The following is a 15,619-nucleotide window of genomic DNA, read 5'->3' on the forward strand; positions in this document are numbered from 1 at the left end:
AGATTAAAATAAGGTTTCAACGGGCCTTTTATTTAACTTTTCCAATTCGGCACGCAGTGCGTACCAAATTAACATGGACACATTGCCGTTTGCTTCTGTCAGTTGAAAACGGGAACGCCCGAAAGAACTGGCAAGGGAGTTACGGCGTGAGATGGAGTTGATCAAGGGGGAGAAAAGGTTGCATAGATAAAAGTTTTTGAATAATTCAAATATCAATAGGAAAGTCTGACCCCATACATTCCCATACACTATTACATGGAAATTTCAGGCTATTTCCAGGCCAATCCCCATATTGGGATAGCACTGGGAGGGGTTTTATTGGTCTTGCTCATGCGAAAGCCGAAGTTGTTTTTTGTGATCGCGCTGATAGTGGCGATCAATGTATTCGTCCTGTACCTTATTTCTTATGCGGCATCAGTATCAGTAACACAAAAGCAAAACCTCGTCATTAAAGCGGCATCGGAGTTAAAAAACTCTCCCTGATGCCTTCAGAGCGTAGGCTCGAAAGATCGCAAGAGCAGAAGCGATGTCCCCATTTTTTTGATCTTAAAGAAGAACTGGATTCCGGCTTAAAGACTGCCGGAATGACAAAGAGTTGTTGACCGCTGAAAATGTTTTGATATACTTCTACTCAGGAGCTGACCGGTGAACATACTGAAGAGATGGCTGATATCAGGTCTTTCCCTTTTCGCGGCAGCGTGGCTTGTTCCGGGCATAAGAGCGGAAGGGAATGCGCTGGCCGTCTATTTCGTAATGGCCGCCATCCTGGGGCTCATCAATCTGACCTTGAAACCGATACTCTTACTGCTCTCCCTGCCGATCACCATTCTCACACTTGGACTGTTCATGCTTGTCGTCAATGCGCTCATGCTCTGGTTTGCCTCTGACATCGCGGTCAAACTGTTCAATATCGGATTCTATGTCGACGGGTTCCGGCCCGCGTTCCTGGGCGCCCTTATCGTAAGCGTTGTCTCGACGATATTGTCAGCTCTTATACGGGACTGATACAGAAAATAAGCTTTCAGCTCTCAGCAATCAACTATCGGCGAGAAAGAGGAGACCCCTACCCTGCTTATAAGTCCATTAGCTTTTTCCAATTGTAAATCAAAGTATTTTGTGATAGATAAACTTTATTGATATTTCAGCCGAACCTTTTGCAATAAGAGGGGCAGGACAGTGAAGCGTTTTAGTAACGAAGCAAAACAGCGGGCCGCCGAAGTATAAGTCTTTGGCGGGTCCGTTTTTTGTTTTCAGGAGAGAGTTTTGAGGTCGGGCTTGAGCTTCAACAGTATCAGGACACGGCTTACTTTCTGGTTATTGGTCATGACCATGATCCCGCTTTTTATGGTCAGCGTGGCGATCTATTTCTACATGGTGAACTCCCTGAAGGTGTCGATATACAACAGGCTTGAAGCTGTCCGCGACCTCAAGGCCGATGAGTTGAACCACTGGCTTGATGAAAGGACCATGTATGTCCGCACTATCGCCGCCGATGACAATATCCGCGTCCTGGAAGATAACAACGCCTCTATTTCCGGGGCGCGGGACCAGCTCAGAAAATATATGCGGAATTATTATGCCTTTCAGGAGGTCCTTGTTGTCAGCCCGAATACCAGAAAGGTAATGGTCTCTACCGACAGGAACAACGAGGGCAAAAAATTCTCAAAAGATATTCTCTTCAAGGATGGAACAAAAAGCCTGAACCTCCTTACCGAAGACATACATTATTCCGGGGCAACGGACATCCCCTGCATGGATTTTTCACTCCCTGTTTTCAGGCGGGCGGACAGCGTCAGCGTAACAGGCTTCATCGTTGCCAGGGTCAACCTCGAGGCCTCTCTCTACAAGCTCTTGAACCGCATGGGAATGGAGAGGACAGGCGAGGCCCTCCTTGTCAACAGGGACGGTATCGCGCTTAATGAGCTGCGCTGGCTCAAGGGTTCAGCGCTGAAGACGAAACTCAGGTCAAGGCCGGAGACAGAAGCCTCGCAAGGACACACCGGCATCATCGAGGCGTATGACTACAGGGGGGAAATGGTGCTGGCTGCTTATACTTTTATACCGCAGACCGGTTGGGGATTTGTAGCTAAACAGGACCTTAAAGAAGTGTATGCGCCCATTTATCAACTTAGAAGATGGATGCAGGCTATCAGCGTCATAACTTTCTTCGGGGTGATCATTGTGGCCTTCTGTGTTTCCCGGTCTATCTCCAATCCGATCAAGGCGCTGCACAAGGGAAGTGAAATAATCGGAAAGGGGGACCTTAATTATAAAGTCGGCACGGACACAAAAGATGAGATCGGCAGGCTGTCCAGGACCTTTGACCTTATGATAGAGAATTTAAAGTCACTCACTGCGTCCAGGGATGATCTGAACAAAGAGATTGCTGAGCGCAGGCACCTGGAGAAAATGCTTATCGAGATCAAGGAGCACGAACGCAGGCGCATCGGGTATGACCTGCATGACAACCTGGGGCAGCAGCTTACGGCCATTTCATTCATGACACAGGGGCTCGAAAATATATTGATGAAGAAACATGTCCCTGAGGCTGAAGACGCTGGAAGGATCACATACCTTATCGAAACGGCAAAGGCGCAGGTCAAGTCCCTTTCAACGGGGCTCTCGCCCATACTCGAAAAGGGTGAGTACAGTCTCATAACAGCCATGGTGGACCTCGCTGCGAATTCTGAAAGACTCTTCGGGATACCGTGCACCGTCAAATGCAATAAATCCGTCCTCCTGTATAACGAAGCCGCTCTGATACATCTCTACCGTATCGCGCAGGAGGCCATTACCAACGCCGCAAGGCACGCAAGGCCCATGCAGATAAAGGTCCGCCTCAACAAAGAAGGTGATGTAATTACAATGACGATCAAAGACGACGGGACCGGGTTTACGCCAAGCCGGGGCAGGGGCATGGGCCTGGAGATCATGAGATACAGGGCGGGTATAATCAACGCGTCACTTGATATTCATTCGGACATCAAGACCGGGACACATGTAAGATGTATCTTCCCGGATACGCGGGAAAGCGATGCCTTTGAGAACAACCAAAGGCCGGAACGTTCAATGTTCCCTCTATTGATCAAAGGAGTATGAACCATGAAGACCCCAAAGACCGAGAGCAGGATACAGAAGCATAAAGTTTTTATTGTGGACGACCATTGCGTTTTGCGTGAGGGACTTTCACGTCTCATCAACAGTGAAGAAGACCTCCTGGTATGCGGAGAGGCCAACAACGTTTCCGACGCGCTGGATTTGATAGCGGCCAGCAAGACCGACATCGCGATAGTTGATATAACCCTCGGAGACGGCAGCGGGATCAGGCTTATAGAAAAGCTCATGCATTCGCGTCCCGACCTTCCGGTGCTGGTCCTTTCCATGCACGACGAATCAGCTTATGCCGAACGGTGCCTTAAGGCAGGGGCCAGGGGCTACATCATGAAACAGGAGCCTTCCAAAACACTGATAGCGGCGATAAGAAAGGTCCTGAACGGAGAGATTTACGTCAGCGATAAACTGAATGTGCAGCTTTTGCACAAGCTCGTTAAAAACAATTTCGAGGACCTCGATTCCCCCACCAAGCTACTCAGCAACCGCGAACTGGAAGTCTATCAGCTCATCGGACAGGGACTGAAAAAGCACGAGATAGCGGAACGGCTGACCCTGAGCGTAAAAACCGTTGAGACTTACGTGGAGCACATCAAGATCAAACTGCAATTAAAAGGCACCCACGACGTTCTCATGCACGCGGTCAAATCTTTTGATTGAGGATGATCAGCATCCTGAAATTCCCAATGTCCCGCATAAGTAAATTACCTAAGCGCGCATAGGTAATCTCTTCAAAAAAACCTTTCACTATCTCTGGATTTACAAAGCAGCCCATGCGCCCGACAATTTCAATATGAGTGATATTTTAGTAATAGACCGCGCGGAGCAGGAGAATTTTTGGACGGACCTCAAGGGCGAGTGGAAGATCCTCTTTGTTTCCGCGGCTGACAAAGGACTGAATATGCTCTCTGTGAACGTCGGCCTCGTATTCCTCAGTACAGGCCAGCCGGGTATGAACAGCATGGAAGCACTCAGCATAATAAAAAAAGATTGGCCTTCCACGGCGGTTATCATGATCTCCTCCGGCGGGACGGAAGAAACGTGCATGGAGGCTTTCAGAAGAGGGGTGAGGGATTATATGAAGACGCCGCTGAACGCGGAAGAGGTCCTGCAAAAGATAAAACTACTGTTGAATGCGAGAGACACTTCGCAAAGACGCAGGCATATTTCCTTGTCAGTTGAGACCGTTCCTGAGGCGCATTATCCTGATGTCCCTTCGCATATTTTAAACGGCGTGCTCAAGGTGAGGGATTTCATTGCACAAAACTATTCCGAGTCATTGACCCTCGCGGGCGCGTGCAAAATGGCCTCGATGTCAAAGACCTACTTCTGCCGCTTCTTTAAAGATATCACGGGACATTCCCTCAGAGGCTATCACCATGCGGTGAAGGTGCAGAAAGCGGAAGCGCTCCTTAGGGACAAGGACCTTTCCGTCATGGACGTGGCTTTGAAACTCGGGTACAGCGATTCAAACTACTTTTCCACGGTTTACAAAAAGACCACCGGCATCTCTCCGAAATACCGGAAGCGGCGGGACATCTCCCCGCAGCCCTTTACACACCCCTAATCCCCTCTTGTTAGAGGGGACATGAAAGACCGGCATCATCCGGTTTTGGAAAAACATCAAGAAGAATTGAACAGGATTCAAGGAAATCACTCCCGCATTTTTATAAAGTTGAAACATGATGAGAGAAATCCTGGTGATGGATTGTAAGGAGCGCGAGAATTTCTGGAAGACGCTCAGGAGCGGCTATAAAATACTTTTTGCCACGACTGCAAAGCGCGGGCTGAGTATGCTCTCTGATAACGTTGACCTTGTATTTCTCAGCATAGAACTGCCTGATATGAACAGCATGGACGCGCTCAGGCTGATAAAAAATAAATACCCTGCGACCGCCGTCATCACGATCGCATCATGCGGCACAGAAGAGACCTGCGTAAAGACTTTGGGCAGAGGGACGATGGGCTACATTAAAAAAACTCTTGAAGCGGAAGATATACTGCAGGAGATCAAAACGCTCATAGACCTGAAAGACGTTTCTCCGCAGCGCAGCCCTGCATCTTTATCAGCGGAAAATTCCCCGGTTGAACATTTTCCTGATGTACCGTCACATCTGATAAGCGGCGTGCTCAGGGTGAGGGATTTCGTTTCTCAAAATTATTCCGGGTCATTGTCCCTCTCAGCGGCCTGCAGGATGGCCTCGATGTCAAAGACCTACTTCTGTCATTTTTTCAAACATGTCACGGGCCACTCTTTGCGGAGCTTTCATCACATAGTGAAGGTCCGGGCGGCGCAGGAGCTCTTGCGCGATAAAAGATCGTCAATCAAGGATGTCGCGCGGGAACTCGGGTACAGCGACCCGAACTACTTTTCCACTATTTACAAAAAAGTCACGGGCGTTCCTCCAAAACAACGGCATCTCTCCACACAAAGCTGACATCCGTCCAAAAGATTGGACAAAAGCAAAGAAATTTTGAACAGGATTTAAGGAAGCCCGTCCGCTTATCAGCTAAATTTGAAAATAACAGATAAAGAAAACCAGGAGCAACCATGGTTCGAAGACATCTTGAAAGCGATGGGATTTTTAAAGAGGACATTGAAATCTATTCTCTTTCAGAGTGCATCTTTCGACTTATCGCTAAGGTATCGCGCAATATGTCTCCTCACCATACTTGCTCCTGGTTTATAAAAATTCAAAAAGGAGAGGAGGCATAGGCGATGTTTAAAATTTCAAGAAAGGAAGAGCTGTCGGAGTACATAACCCTGTTTGAGATCGAGGCGGGTGATATCGCGAAGAAGGCGAGGCCGGGCAATTTTTTTGTTCTCAGGACCCACGAGCAGGGAGAGAGGGTGCCTTTGACCATTGCTGATTTTGACAGGGACAAAGGGACCATAACTACCGTCTTCCAGAAGGTCGGCAAAACAACCAATCACCTGGGGACATTTAATGAAGGCGATTTTATCCCTGATGTGGTCGGCCCGCTCGGCAATCATTCTCACATAGCGAATTTCGGGAGTGTCGTGTGCGTTGGCGGCGGCGTAGGCATCGCGCCCGTGTACCCGGTAGCAAGGGCGCTCAAAGAGGCAGGCAATAAGGTCACATCAATTATCGGCGCACGCACCAGATCAATTCTCTTCTGGGAAGAAAAGATGCGCGCCGTCTCAGACAACCTGATCATCACCACGGATGACGGCTCTTACGGCACAAAGGCGCTGGTCACAGTCCCCCTTGATGAAATTCTGAGCAGGGACAAAGTGGACCTCGTGGTGGCGATAGGCCCGGCGGTCATGATGAAGTTCGTTTGCAAGACAACTGAGAAATACAATGTGAAAACCATAGTCAGCCTGAATTCGATCATGATCGACGCGACCGGAATGTGCGGCGGATGCAGGGTGGAAGTCGGGGGCGAGACAAAGTTCACCTGTGTGGACGGACCTGAGTTTAACGGCCACGCGGTTGATTTTGACCTGCTTGCCAAGAGACTGCAATCGTATGTGCCGGAGGAAAATACCTCCCTGTGCTGCGCGAGAGAGAAGGGAGGAATGTAAATGGAAACGAAGGCGGAAGAGAAAAAAACAAAATCCAGGGTGATGATGAAAGAGCAGCCGCCTCTTGTAAGGGCGAAAAATTTTTTAGAGGTCCCTTATGGATACACGCCTGATGAGGCGGTTGATGAGGCGAACAGGTGCCTGTCATGTAAAAGTCCCGCGTGCAGGGTGGGATGCCCGGTTGAAGTAAATATACCTGAATTCATCGGCCTGATAAAAGAGAGAAGGTTCCTCGACGCCTGTTACAAGGTCAAGGAGAAAAATGCCCTGCCTGCCGTGTGCGGAAGGGTATGTCCACAGGAGCTTCAGTGTGAAGGCCACTGTCTTTTGGGAAAGAAGGGAACGCCGGTCGCTATCGGGAACCTTGAAATGTTCGTTGCCGATTATGAAGCAAAGAGCGGCAAGGTCAGGGTCCCCGACAAACCAAAATCTACAGGAAAAAAAGTTGCCGTGATAGGCTCCGGCCCCGGCGGATTGACCTGCGCGGTGGACCTTGCAAAACACGGGCACCAGGTCACTTTATTTGAGGCATTGCACAAACCCGGAGGCGTCCTGATCTACGGCATCCCGGAGTTCAGGCTTCCCAAGGCAATAGTGGAAAGAGAAGTCGGGTACATAAAAAATTTAGGAATAGAACTCGTATCCAACGCGGTGATCGGAAAACTTCATACCCTCGACGAACTGCTTGATGAGCAGGGATATGACGCGTGCTTCATCTGCATAGGCGCGGGGCTGCCTATGTTTTTGGGAATACCGGGAGAGAACCTCAACGGCGTCTGCTCCGCCAACGAATATCTGACAAGGGCGAACCTGATGAAGGCATACCTCTTTCCTGAATACGACACCCCGATAAAGAGGGGCAAAAGGGTCGCGGTGCTTGGCGGCGGAAATGTAGCGATGGATTCAGCAAGGGTGGCGCTGCGTCTCGGAGCTGAAAAGGTCTATCTCATCTACAGGCGTTCCGAGGCTGAGATGCCTGCGAGAAAGGCGGAAGTCCACCACGCGCATGAGGAGGGCATAGAGTTTTTATTTTTAACAAACCCTGCCCGGTTCATTGACGACGGCAAGGGCAACGTGTGCGCTGTTGAGTGCATAAAAATGGAACTCGGAGAGCCTGATGCATCGGGCAGGAGAAAACCGGTCCCGGTGCAGGGCAGCGAATTCCAGGTCGGGATAGACGTGGCGATCCCCGCATTGGGAACAAGAGCCAATCCGCTTTTAACAAAGACTATGCCTGATCTGAAGGTAAACAAAAGCGGCTACATCTTAGCTGAAGAAGACACAGGCATGACATCAAAGAGAGGCGTATTCGCGGGCGGAGATATAGTCACAGGCTCCGCAACTGTGATACTCGCTATGGGCGCAGGAAGAAAGGCGGCAAAGGCTATCAACGAATATCTCAAATGGAAGCACTGGGGTTTTCAAGCGATAAGCGGTTAGCTTTCAGCTCATTGTTTTTATTTTTAGCTTACAGCTTATTGCTAATAGCTAAAAAAGGAGGTGCAGCAATGACGGACAAAATCAACATTCTGGTCGTAGACGATGAACCAATAATTATTATGAGCGCCGAGCGGGTGCTTAAGGCCGAAGGCTATAACGTTGAGGGCGCGCTCAGCGGGAAAGAGGCGATGCTGAAAATGGGGCAGAACAATTATGACCTTGTCTTAACAGACCTCAACATGCTCGAGGTTGACGGCATCACTCTCATAAAGTGGATAAAACAGTTCCGGCCTGAGATCGGCATCGTGGTCATTACAGGCTACCTGTTCCAGGAGACAATTAAAGAGGCCCTCAAGCTCGGCATACATGACCACATGATGAAGCCGCTTACTCCCGTGGTGTTAAAAGACGTGATACACAAAGCGATAGAAGGCATACGGCCAAACGCGTCAGAACATAAACCGGAAAAAGAATTCCCGGCGTCAATGTTTGCGGAGCTGGACAATGTGATCCGGCAATACAGCAGGGGGCCGGGCTGTACTGTGCCGGTGATACCGGTGCTGCTTCGCGCCCAGGAGATTTTCGGCTGCCTCCCGGCAGTGATACAAAAGCGCGTCGCTCTGGGTCTGAACATATACCCGGCTGAGATACACAGCATCGTTTCATCGCACTCCGGTTTCAGGACGGGACCCGGAGGCGGCAAGGCCGGCTCAAATTCAGGCACAGGAGAAAGAGTATGGAGAGGTGTCATTTGCAAAACAGGAAAGGGTATCAATGAGTATCTCTAAGATACAGCTATGCGAGCTCATTCGCAAAAGAAGTATTTATTTAACTGCAACGGCGCAGAGGAATGGAGAAGTGGGAAAGGAGAAATGAGATGAATAAGCTTAGCGTGGAAGACCTTATAAACATCAAGGAGAAATACGCATCGGAATTCACATTGAGAAATGGCGGATACAGGGCCAGGGTCATTGTCCATATGGGGCCCTGCGGAATTGCCGCGGGCGCGATGAAGGTAATGAGGGCCATGATGGATGAGGTATCAAAGTCCCGGGTGACCGATGTGCTGATAAAGAAATCGAGCTGCGGCGGATTGTGCGCGAGTGAACCTCTGGCGACAGTCGAGCTGCTGGACCACCCGCCCGTGAAATACTGCAAGCTCAATGATAAGAAGGCGAGGGAGATCTTCAGGGAGCACGTCCTTGGCGGCAGGCCGGTGGAGAAATACGCGCTCGTAGTGGGCTGTGAAACAACTTGCTGAAAAAAACCGGAAATCAGCTTGGGAGGCTATTGCAAGATATTTATAAACTCAATTAAGCCGTCATTCCGGACTTGATCCGGAATCCAGACCCTCCAGAAATCTCTGGATTCCCGTTTTCACGGGAATGACAGAAAGACGAGGTTGTTTATGGGAACGATTCGCACGAATTTAATGTTATGTACAGGCACGGGCTGTGTATCCAGCGGAAGCCGCAAGGTAACGCTCGCCCTGCACGAAGAGCTGAAAAAGAGAGGTCTTGATAAAGAAATAGAGATCGTCCTGACAGGCTGTAACGGCTATTGCGCTGAGGGGCCTGTCATGGCTGTTTATCCTGATGAGGTCTTTTATCAGAAACTGACCGTGGAAGAAATTCCCGCTCTCGTTGAAGAACATTTCCTCAAAGGCAGGCCTTATCAGAAGCTGATGTTTACCGGGCCGGAAAAAAAGTCCGCCATCCCTTTATTGAAAGATATACCTTTCTTCAAGTACCAGGTCTCGCTGGTGCTGAGGAACAAGGGGCTTATTGATCCAGAGAAGATCGCTGACTATATAGCAAGGGACGGTTATCAGGCGCTTGCAAAGGTCCTTACGGAGATGAGGCCGGAAGAAACAATAAAGGTGGTGGCGGATTCAGGATTAAGGGGAAGAGGCGGCGCAGGCTTCCCCACAGGAAAAAAGTGGGAGCTCGGTCTAAAGATCAAATCCGATCTGAAATTTGTTGTGTGCAATGGCGATGAGGGCGATCCCGGGGCCTTCATGGACAGGTCGGTCATGGAGGCCGACCCTCACGCTGTCATCGAGGGAATGATAATCTGCGGTGCGGCAACTGATTCGCATAAAGGCTACATCTACGTGAGGGCTGAATATCCGTTAGCGGTCAAGCGCCTCCAGATCGCAATTGACCAGTGTTATGACGCGGGGCTGCTTGGAGAAAATATCCTCAATACCGGTTTTAACTTTGACCTCGATATTTACCAGGGCGCCGGCGCTTTTGTGTGCGGAGAGGCAACGGCCCTGATGCGCTCTATTGAGGGAAAACGAGGGATGCCGAGGCCGAAGCTCTGGCGTTCGGCGGTCAAGGGATTATGGGACAAGCCCACAGTGCTGAATAATGTCGAGACCTTTGCGAATATCCCGCAGATCATCTTAAACGGCCCTGACTGGTACAGGAGCTTCGGGACCGAAAAGAGCACGGGGACAAAGGTCTTCGCGCTTACAGGGGCCATAAACAATGTCGGGCTGGTTGAGGTCCCGATGGATACAACCCTCAGGAAAATAATCTACGACATCGGCGGCGGGATAAAAAAGAAGGGGAGAAAATTCAAGGCCGTGCAGCTTGGCGGCCCCTCAGGCGGCTGCATCCCGGAGGAATACCTGGACACCCGCGTCTCCTATGAGGACATCAAGGACAGCGGCGCGATAGTAGGCTCAGGCGGGATGGTTGTAATGGATGACAGCAACTGCATGGTGAACATCGCGAAGTTCTTTCTCGAATTTACAGCGGATGAGTCCTGCGGGAAGTGCGTGCCATGCAGGGTCGGAACAAAAGTAATGCATGACATGCTCACCGATATCTCTGAAGGACGCGGCAGAGAAGGAGACCTGGAAATCCTTGAAGACCTTTCACACGATATCATCGAGGCGTCGCTCTGCGGTCTCGGACAGTCGGCCCCTACCCCCGTGCTTTCAACACTGAGGTATTTCAGGCGCGAGTATGAAATGCACATTAATCACAAGTGGTGCGCGACCGGGGTATGCCGCGACCTCTGCACATTCTACATTGATGAAAAACTCTGTAAAGGATGCGGCGCGTGCCAAAGGGCGTGTCCCTCAAAGGCGATCACAGGCGAAAAGAAAGAGCCCCATAAGATCAGCCAGGAGCACTGCGTGCATTGCAGGACCTGCTGGGATTCGTGCAAGTTCAATTCCATAAAGATCCTCCCCGCCGCAGCGAGAAAGGCAAGTGAGGCAGATTTGCGGTTTATGGTCAGCATGGCTGAAAAGACCATGGCAGAGGTTAAAGAATAAGTAAGAAGTAGGAAGTGAGAGGTAAGAAGTAAAAAAAGAGAGCAGTGATTCTTTACTTTCCACTTCCAACTTCTCACTTCTAACTTTTATTTATAAACGGCGAGAAAGGCAAGTGAGGCAGATTTGCAGTTTATGTCCAGTATGGCTGAAAAGACCATGGCAGAGGTTAAAGAATAAGTAAGAAGTAGGAAGTGAGAGGTAAGAAGTAAAAAAAGGTCAGTACGGAAAAAGGCAGCACCATTCTTCAGGCTGCAATGAGCAACGGGATAAAAATACCCAATCTCTGCTATGACAGGAGGGTCGCGCCTCACGGCGGCTGCAGGTTATGCATCGTGGAGATCGAGGGACAGAAAAAACTGGAGGCGTCCTGCGCGACATTAGCGACCGAAGGGCTTGTCGTGTGGACAGATACCCCGAAGGTGAAAAAGGTGCGTCAGACCGTTCTTGAGCTTATGTTGGTGCACCATCCGCTTGACTGTCCGGTATGCGACAAGGCAGGCGAGTGCGATCTGCAGGAGCTGGTCTTTCAATACGGCAAACCCGCGGGACGTTTTGTAAGGGACAGGAAACACGCGCTGCCTGATACAAAGGGGCCTTTTGTAGAATTGACCGCCAACAGGTGCGTGCTCTGCGGCAAGTGCGTGAGGCTCTGCGCGGAACATCAGGGGCGCGGGGCTTTGGGTTTTATCGGCAGAGGTTTTCCAACCGTTGTTCAGCCCGCATACGGCGAGGCGCTTGAATGTGATTACTGCGGGCAATGCATTGATGTATGCCCGACAGGCGCGCTTCTGAACAAGACCTCCAAATTCAAGGCGCGGCAGTGGGCACTCGAAGAGAAGGACACGATATGTCCCTTCTGCGGATGCGGCTGCACCCTCACGCTCGGAATCTGGGAAGGAAAGATCCTGAGGGCAAGAGGGCTGCAGGACAAGGGTATAAACGAAGGCGATCTCTGCGGCAGGGGGAGGTTCGGCTTTGATTATATCTACAGCGAACACCGTCTCAACTCCCCGATGATAAGGAAAGATGGAGAGCTTGTGCCTGCCTCATGGGATGAGGCGCTTAATTATATACGCGGCAAGTTGAAAAATATAATCACCGCGCACGGCCCTTCCTCCATCGGGGCGACAGGCTCGCCGCGCTGCACGAATGAAGACAATTACGTCTTACAGAAATTTATGAGGAACACCATCGGCTCGGACAATATCGATTCCTCCGCGGCCTTCGGCTACGGCCTCGCTGAGAAGGCATGGAAAATGTCATTCGGTCAAAGCAGCCACAGGATAAACCAGAAATCCCCGCTTAGCAAAGAAGTGGTACTCATTCTTGAGTCGGATATTTCCGTGACCCATCCGGTATCCGGCCTCAACATCCTTCAGGCAAAAAGACAGGGTGCGCAGCTCATCGTTGCCGACGGCAGGGAGACAAAATTAACAAGGCACAGCACACAGTGGCTGAAGATGAAAAGCGGGACCGGCGTTGCCCTGTTAAACGGTATTATGAAAGTGATAATCGACAGGGGGCTTATTGACACTGCCGTTGCGGAAAAAGTCCCTGAGTTCAATTCTCTCAAGGCGATGCTTGAAAATTACACAACAGGGAAGGTTTCCGAGATCACAGGTGTCAGCGAAGATGAAATTATCAGCGCTGCTGAGACTATCGCGAAGGCAAAGAGCAGGATGATCTCCCTTTCCGTCAGCGCATCCGAAAATACAAAAGGACTGGACACGGCCCTGGCCGCAGCAAATTTGATCAATCTTTTAGGCGAAGGCCCTGATGCTCTACAAATTCCCGCTGAATACTCAAACACCTTCGGCCTTTATCAGATGGGCGTCAGGCCTGACAGCGCGCTTCATGGTCAGGGGATCTTCGAAATGTTTTACAGTGAGAACAGCGGCATAAAAGCCATGTATCTCATGGGAGAAAACCCGGCGGTCAATTTTCCTGACAGCGGGAGTGTCATCGAAAAACTGAAGTCACTTGACCTCCTGATCGTGCAGGACATTTTTCTTACGGAAACCGCAAAGCTCGCGCACGTGGTCCTGCCTGCCTCAAGCTGGGCAGAAAAAGACGGCACATACATGAATGCCGAAGGAGTCATGCAGAAGGTCCACAAACTCGTGGGGCCTTCAGGCGATTCGCTCCCTGACTGGATGGTCCTCAGAAATCTCGCGCTTGTAATGGGAAAAGACCTGGGGATAACAAATCTTCAATCCGTGCAGGAAGAGATAAAGTCGCTCTTATTGAAAAGACCGGCGCAGGATGAAATCCACAGGACCTTTAACCCGGTTGAATATGTCTCCTGCGAAGGGCCTGCTGCGGACTATCCGTTCAAACTCGTAGTCAGGGATGTGCTTCAGCATTCAGGCAGTATGTCAACGAAATCGAAATCACTTGGCCTTGTCGCTTCCGGGGCGCGGCTTGAAATAAACTTTAAGGACGCGGAACGGTTTGGCATTTCAGACAACGCTCATGTCAAAGTAACTTCGCCAAGAGGCTCGGCGTATCTTAAGGCCGCTGTCTCGGATGAGGTCCCGGACGGTTTTGTCTATGTGCCGGCGCATTTCCCTCACAGCGGGGTAAGCGCGCTTACTCACCTTGCGGGTAACGGAGGAATTTCAATGGATGCAGTGAGGGTTGAAACAGCATGATGGTTTGAGGTCCTTGGCCTGAGACTAAGTTGTTTCTGCCTTGTCCTTTGATAATTTTTGCGACAACTCCCTGCCCAGCGGAGAGCGCTTGTAGAATGTCTTGACCGTCAGGATAAGCAGGACCAAAAGACATGAAGCAATGGAGACCCTTAAAGCGAAGCCCCCGCGTACGCTGCTTCCAAAGAGTGTGAAGATCGCGGCCGCAGGCAGGAGGCCGATGATCGATCCTAAAATAAAGACTGATGTCCTTACTGAGGTCAGCCCTATCAGGATGCTGACAAACATGCATGTCAGAGGGAGCTGCCTCATCATTATGATCACCAGTAACCCGTGGCTCTGAAGATGGCCTTCAACAGCCTTAAGACGGCTGCCGATCTTCTGATGAAAAAGCGGGCGTCCTAAAAAACGTGTAAGCCAGAAAAGCACGCCGGAACCGGTGACGGCAGCCGCGGTGGACAATAATGTCCCGCTGAAGAAACCGAAGACCATACCAGCCAGAATGTGGATGATTGAGCGCGGAGCGCCCATGGCAATAAGTATTGCGCCGCCTGCAAAGAATATGACAGGCGCCATTGAATGATATCCTGCCAGCTTTTCCTGCAGCAGGTGCACGTGCGCAGGGTCAAGATAGTAACCCAATGGGGAATAGCGGACCAGCGCCAGAGAGCCTGTGAGCAGAAAAGTCAGCAGTATTGTTTTTATGATGTTCAGGCTGTTCTTTCCGTTTTCCGGTCCGACAAGACCGATGTCCTTCATGAAAAGTTCTCTCCGTTATCGGTATCAACTCTATGCCCCGGCACACACCGCCTTCGCCACCACCTCATCGCAAAGCAGTCAACTATTCCCCTGAACATGCGGTTGCCTATCCCGTATTTGGTCTGTCCGCGCGTCCTCGGCCGGTGATTGACCGGGACCTCTTTCACGGAGTATCCCTGGAGACGAAGCAGCGTCGGGAGGAAGCGGTGCATCCCGTTAAAGATAGGGACCTCCCTTAGAGCGGACCTCCTTAACGCCCTGAATGTGCATCCCGCGTCAGTGATTTTGTCTTTTGTGACCCAGTTGCGAAACCCGTTGGCGATACGGGATGAGACCTTCCTGACCCAATTGTCTTCGCGTTTTTTCCGCACACCGCAGACCGCGTCAAAATTGCCCATGACTTCAAGCAGAAGGGGAATATCGGCGGGATCATTCTGCTGATCTCCGTCAAGTGTGATAAGAATGTTCCCTCTGGCGTGAGCAAAACCTGTTGCCACAGCCGCGCTCTGTCCGAAGTTGCTCCTGTGACGGACCACGCGGAGTTCCGCATATCGTTTCTTCATTTCCTCAAGCACTGAAAAGCTGTTGTCGGTACTGAAATCATCGACGTATATGACCTCAAAGGGCCTTCCTGTGTTCCTGAGAACGGGGAAAAGCTCCCCGATCAGAGGTCCGATGTTCTCTTCCTCGTTGTATACGGGAATGATGACTGTCAGTTCGATTTCAGGAGTCAACATATCAGAATTTTTCCATCTCGCTTTCAGATAATCCGGCGGTTATCATTGATGATTATACCTCGCGGGTTATTATAGAACAATCATA

14 protein-coding genes are annotated in these 15,619 nt (G+C 50.5%); 12 read left to right on the top strand and 2 right to left on the bottom strand.

Translation table 11 applies throughout. The features are described 5' to 3' along the window. Positions 1-324 precede the first annotated feature (324 nt). The 12 genes from HZB61_03830 to HZB61_03885 all read left to right on the top strand — a co-directional run bounded on the left by HZB61_03830 (position 325) and on the right by HZB61_03885 (position 14,041). Positions 325-483, top strand: coding sequence for a hypothetical protein (locus HZB61_03830; protein ID MBI5055727.1), 159 nt, complete (start codon positions 325-327; stop codon positions 481-483). A gap of 162 nt (positions 484-645) precedes the next feature. Continuing rightward, entirely contained in the window at positions 646-1,005 is a 360-nt protein-coding gene (locus HZB61_03835) for a phage holin family protein (GenBank protein MBI5055728.1), read from the top strand. Between the two features lie 270 nt (positions 1,006-1,275). Further along, complete coding sequence (locus HZB61_03840) at positions 1,276-3,099, top strand: HAMP domain-containing protein (GenBank protein ID MBI5055729.1); 1,824 nt, start codon at positions 1,276-1,278, stop codon at positions 3,097-3,099. A 3-nt stretch (positions 3,100-3,102) separates the two neighbouring features. Continuing rightward, on the top strand, positions 3,103-3,771 hold the full coding sequence (locus tag HZB61_03845) for a response regulator transcription factor (GenBank protein MBI5055730.1): 669 nt from the start codon (positions 3,103-3,105) through the stop codon (positions 3,769-3,771). 133 nt (positions 3,772-3,904) lie between these two features. Next, on the top strand, positions 3,905-4,678 hold the full coding sequence (locus HZB61_03850; protein MBI5055731.1) for a DNA-binding response regulator: 774 nt from the start codon (positions 3,905-3,907) through the stop codon (positions 4,676-4,678). Positions 4,679-4,793: 115 nt separating this feature from the next. Continuing rightward, the gene (locus tag HZB61_03855) at positions 4,794-5,549 is read left to right on the top strand and encodes a DNA-binding response regulator (protein MBI5055732.1); all 756 of its coding nucleotides are present in this window, start codon (positions 4,794-4,796) and stop codon (positions 5,547-5,549) included. A gap of 281 nt (positions 5,550-5,830) precedes the next feature. After that, positions 5,831-6,661 carry a sulfide/dihydroorotate dehydrogenase-like FAD/NAD-binding protein gene (locus HZB61_03860; protein MBI5055733.1) on the top strand — a complete coding sequence of 277 codons (831 nt, stop codon included), beginning with the start codon at positions 5,831-5,833 and terminating at the stop codon, positions 6,659-6,661. After that, on the top strand, positions 6,662-8,101 hold the full coding sequence (gene gltA / locus HZB61_03865; protein MBI5055734.1) for an NADPH-dependent glutamate synthase: 1,440 nt from the start codon (positions 6,662-6,664) through the stop codon (positions 8,099-8,101). It begins immediately after the preceding gene. Between the two features lie 68 nt (positions 8,102-8,169). Continuing rightward, on the top strand, positions 8,170-8,889 hold the full coding sequence (locus HZB61_03870) for a response regulator (protein MBI5055735.1): 720 nt from the start codon (positions 8,170-8,172) through the stop codon (positions 8,887-8,889). An 89-nt stretch (positions 8,890-8,978) separates the two neighbouring features. Further along, a complete protein-coding gene (locus HZB61_03875; GenBank protein ID MBI5055736.1) occupies positions 8,979-9,362 on the top strand; it encodes a (2Fe-2S) ferredoxin domain-containing protein in 384 nt (127 codons plus the stop codon). A gap of 147 nt (positions 9,363-9,509) precedes the next feature. Next, positions 9,510-11,390, top strand: coding sequence for an NADH-quinone oxidoreductase subunit NuoF (locus tag HZB61_03880; protein ID MBI5055737.1), 1,881 nt, complete (start codon positions 9,510-9,512; stop codon positions 11,388-11,390). Between the two features lie 254 nt (positions 11,391-11,644). Next, positions 11,645-14,041 carry a molybdopterin-dependent oxidoreductase gene (locus tag HZB61_03885; GenBank protein ID MBI5055738.1) on the top strand — a complete coding sequence of 799 codons (2,397 nt, stop codon included), beginning with the start codon at positions 11,645-11,647 and terminating at the stop codon, positions 14,039-14,041. A gap of 24 nt (positions 14,042-14,065) precedes the next feature. Here the strand turns inward: HZB61_03885 and HZB61_03890 are convergent, their stop codons facing one another. Both HZB61_03890 and HZB61_03895 read right to left on the bottom strand, forming a co-directional pair. Continuing rightward, entirely contained in the window at positions 14,066-14,797 is a 732-nt protein-coding gene (locus tag HZB61_03890; GenBank protein MBI5055739.1) for a VTT domain-containing protein, read from the bottom strand. Further along, positions 14,794-15,534 carry a glycosyltransferase family 2 protein gene (locus tag HZB61_03895; GenBank protein ID MBI5055740.1) on the bottom strand — a complete coding sequence of 247 codons (741 nt, stop codon included), beginning with the start codon at positions 15,532-15,534 and terminating at the stop codon, positions 14,794-14,796. The genes HZB61_03890 and HZB61_03895 overlap by 4 nt, the downstream gene beginning before the upstream one ends. Between the last annotated feature and the right edge of the window lie 85 nt (positions 15,535-15,619).

The organism is Nitrospirota bacterium, assembly GCA_016214845.1.
Classification (GTDB): domain Bacteria; phylum Nitrospirota; class Thermodesulfovibrionia; order UBA6902; family UBA6902; genus SURF-23.

Coding starts and splice junctions, on each gene's coding strand:
- HZB61_03890 (MBI5055739.1), bottom strand. CDS start 14,797: ATGAAGGACATCGGTCTTGTCGGACCGGAAAACGGAAAGAACAGCCTG.
- HZB61_03845 (MBI5055730.1), top strand. CDS start 3,103: ATGAAGACCCCAAAGACCGAGAGCAGGATACAGAAGCATAAAGTTTTT.
- HZB61_03875 (MBI5055736.1), top strand. CDS start 8,979: ATGAATAAGCTTAGCGTGGAAGACCTTATAAACATCAAGGAGAAATAC.
- HZB61_03855 (MBI5055732.1), top strand. CDS start 4,794: ATGATGAGAGAAATCCTGGTGATGGATTGTAAGGAGCGCGAGAATTTC.
- HZB61_03885 (MBI5055738.1), top strand. CDS start 11,645: ATGAGCAACGGGATAAAAATACCCAATCTCTGCTATGACAGGAGGGTC.
- HZB61_03870 (MBI5055735.1), top strand. CDS start 8,170: ATGACGGACAAAATCAACATTCTGGTCGTAGACGATGAACCAATAATT.
- HZB61_03850 (MBI5055731.1), top strand. CDS start 3,905: ATGAGTGATATTTTAGTAATAGACCGCGCGGAGCAGGAGAATTTTTGG.
- HZB61_03880 (MBI5055737.1), top strand. CDS start 9,510: ATGGGAACGATTCGCACGAATTTAATGTTATGTACAGGCACGGGCTGT.
- gltA (MBI5055734.1), top strand. CDS start 6,662: ATGGAAACGAAGGCGGAAGAGAAAAAAACAAAATCCAGGGTGATGATG.
- HZB61_03860 (MBI5055733.1), top strand. CDS start 5,831: ATGTTTAAAATTTCAAGAAAGGAAGAGCTGTCGGAGTACATAACCCTG.
- HZB61_03895 (MBI5055740.1), bottom strand. CDS start 15,534: ATGTTGACTCCTGAAATCGAACTGACAGTCATCATTCCCGTATACAAC.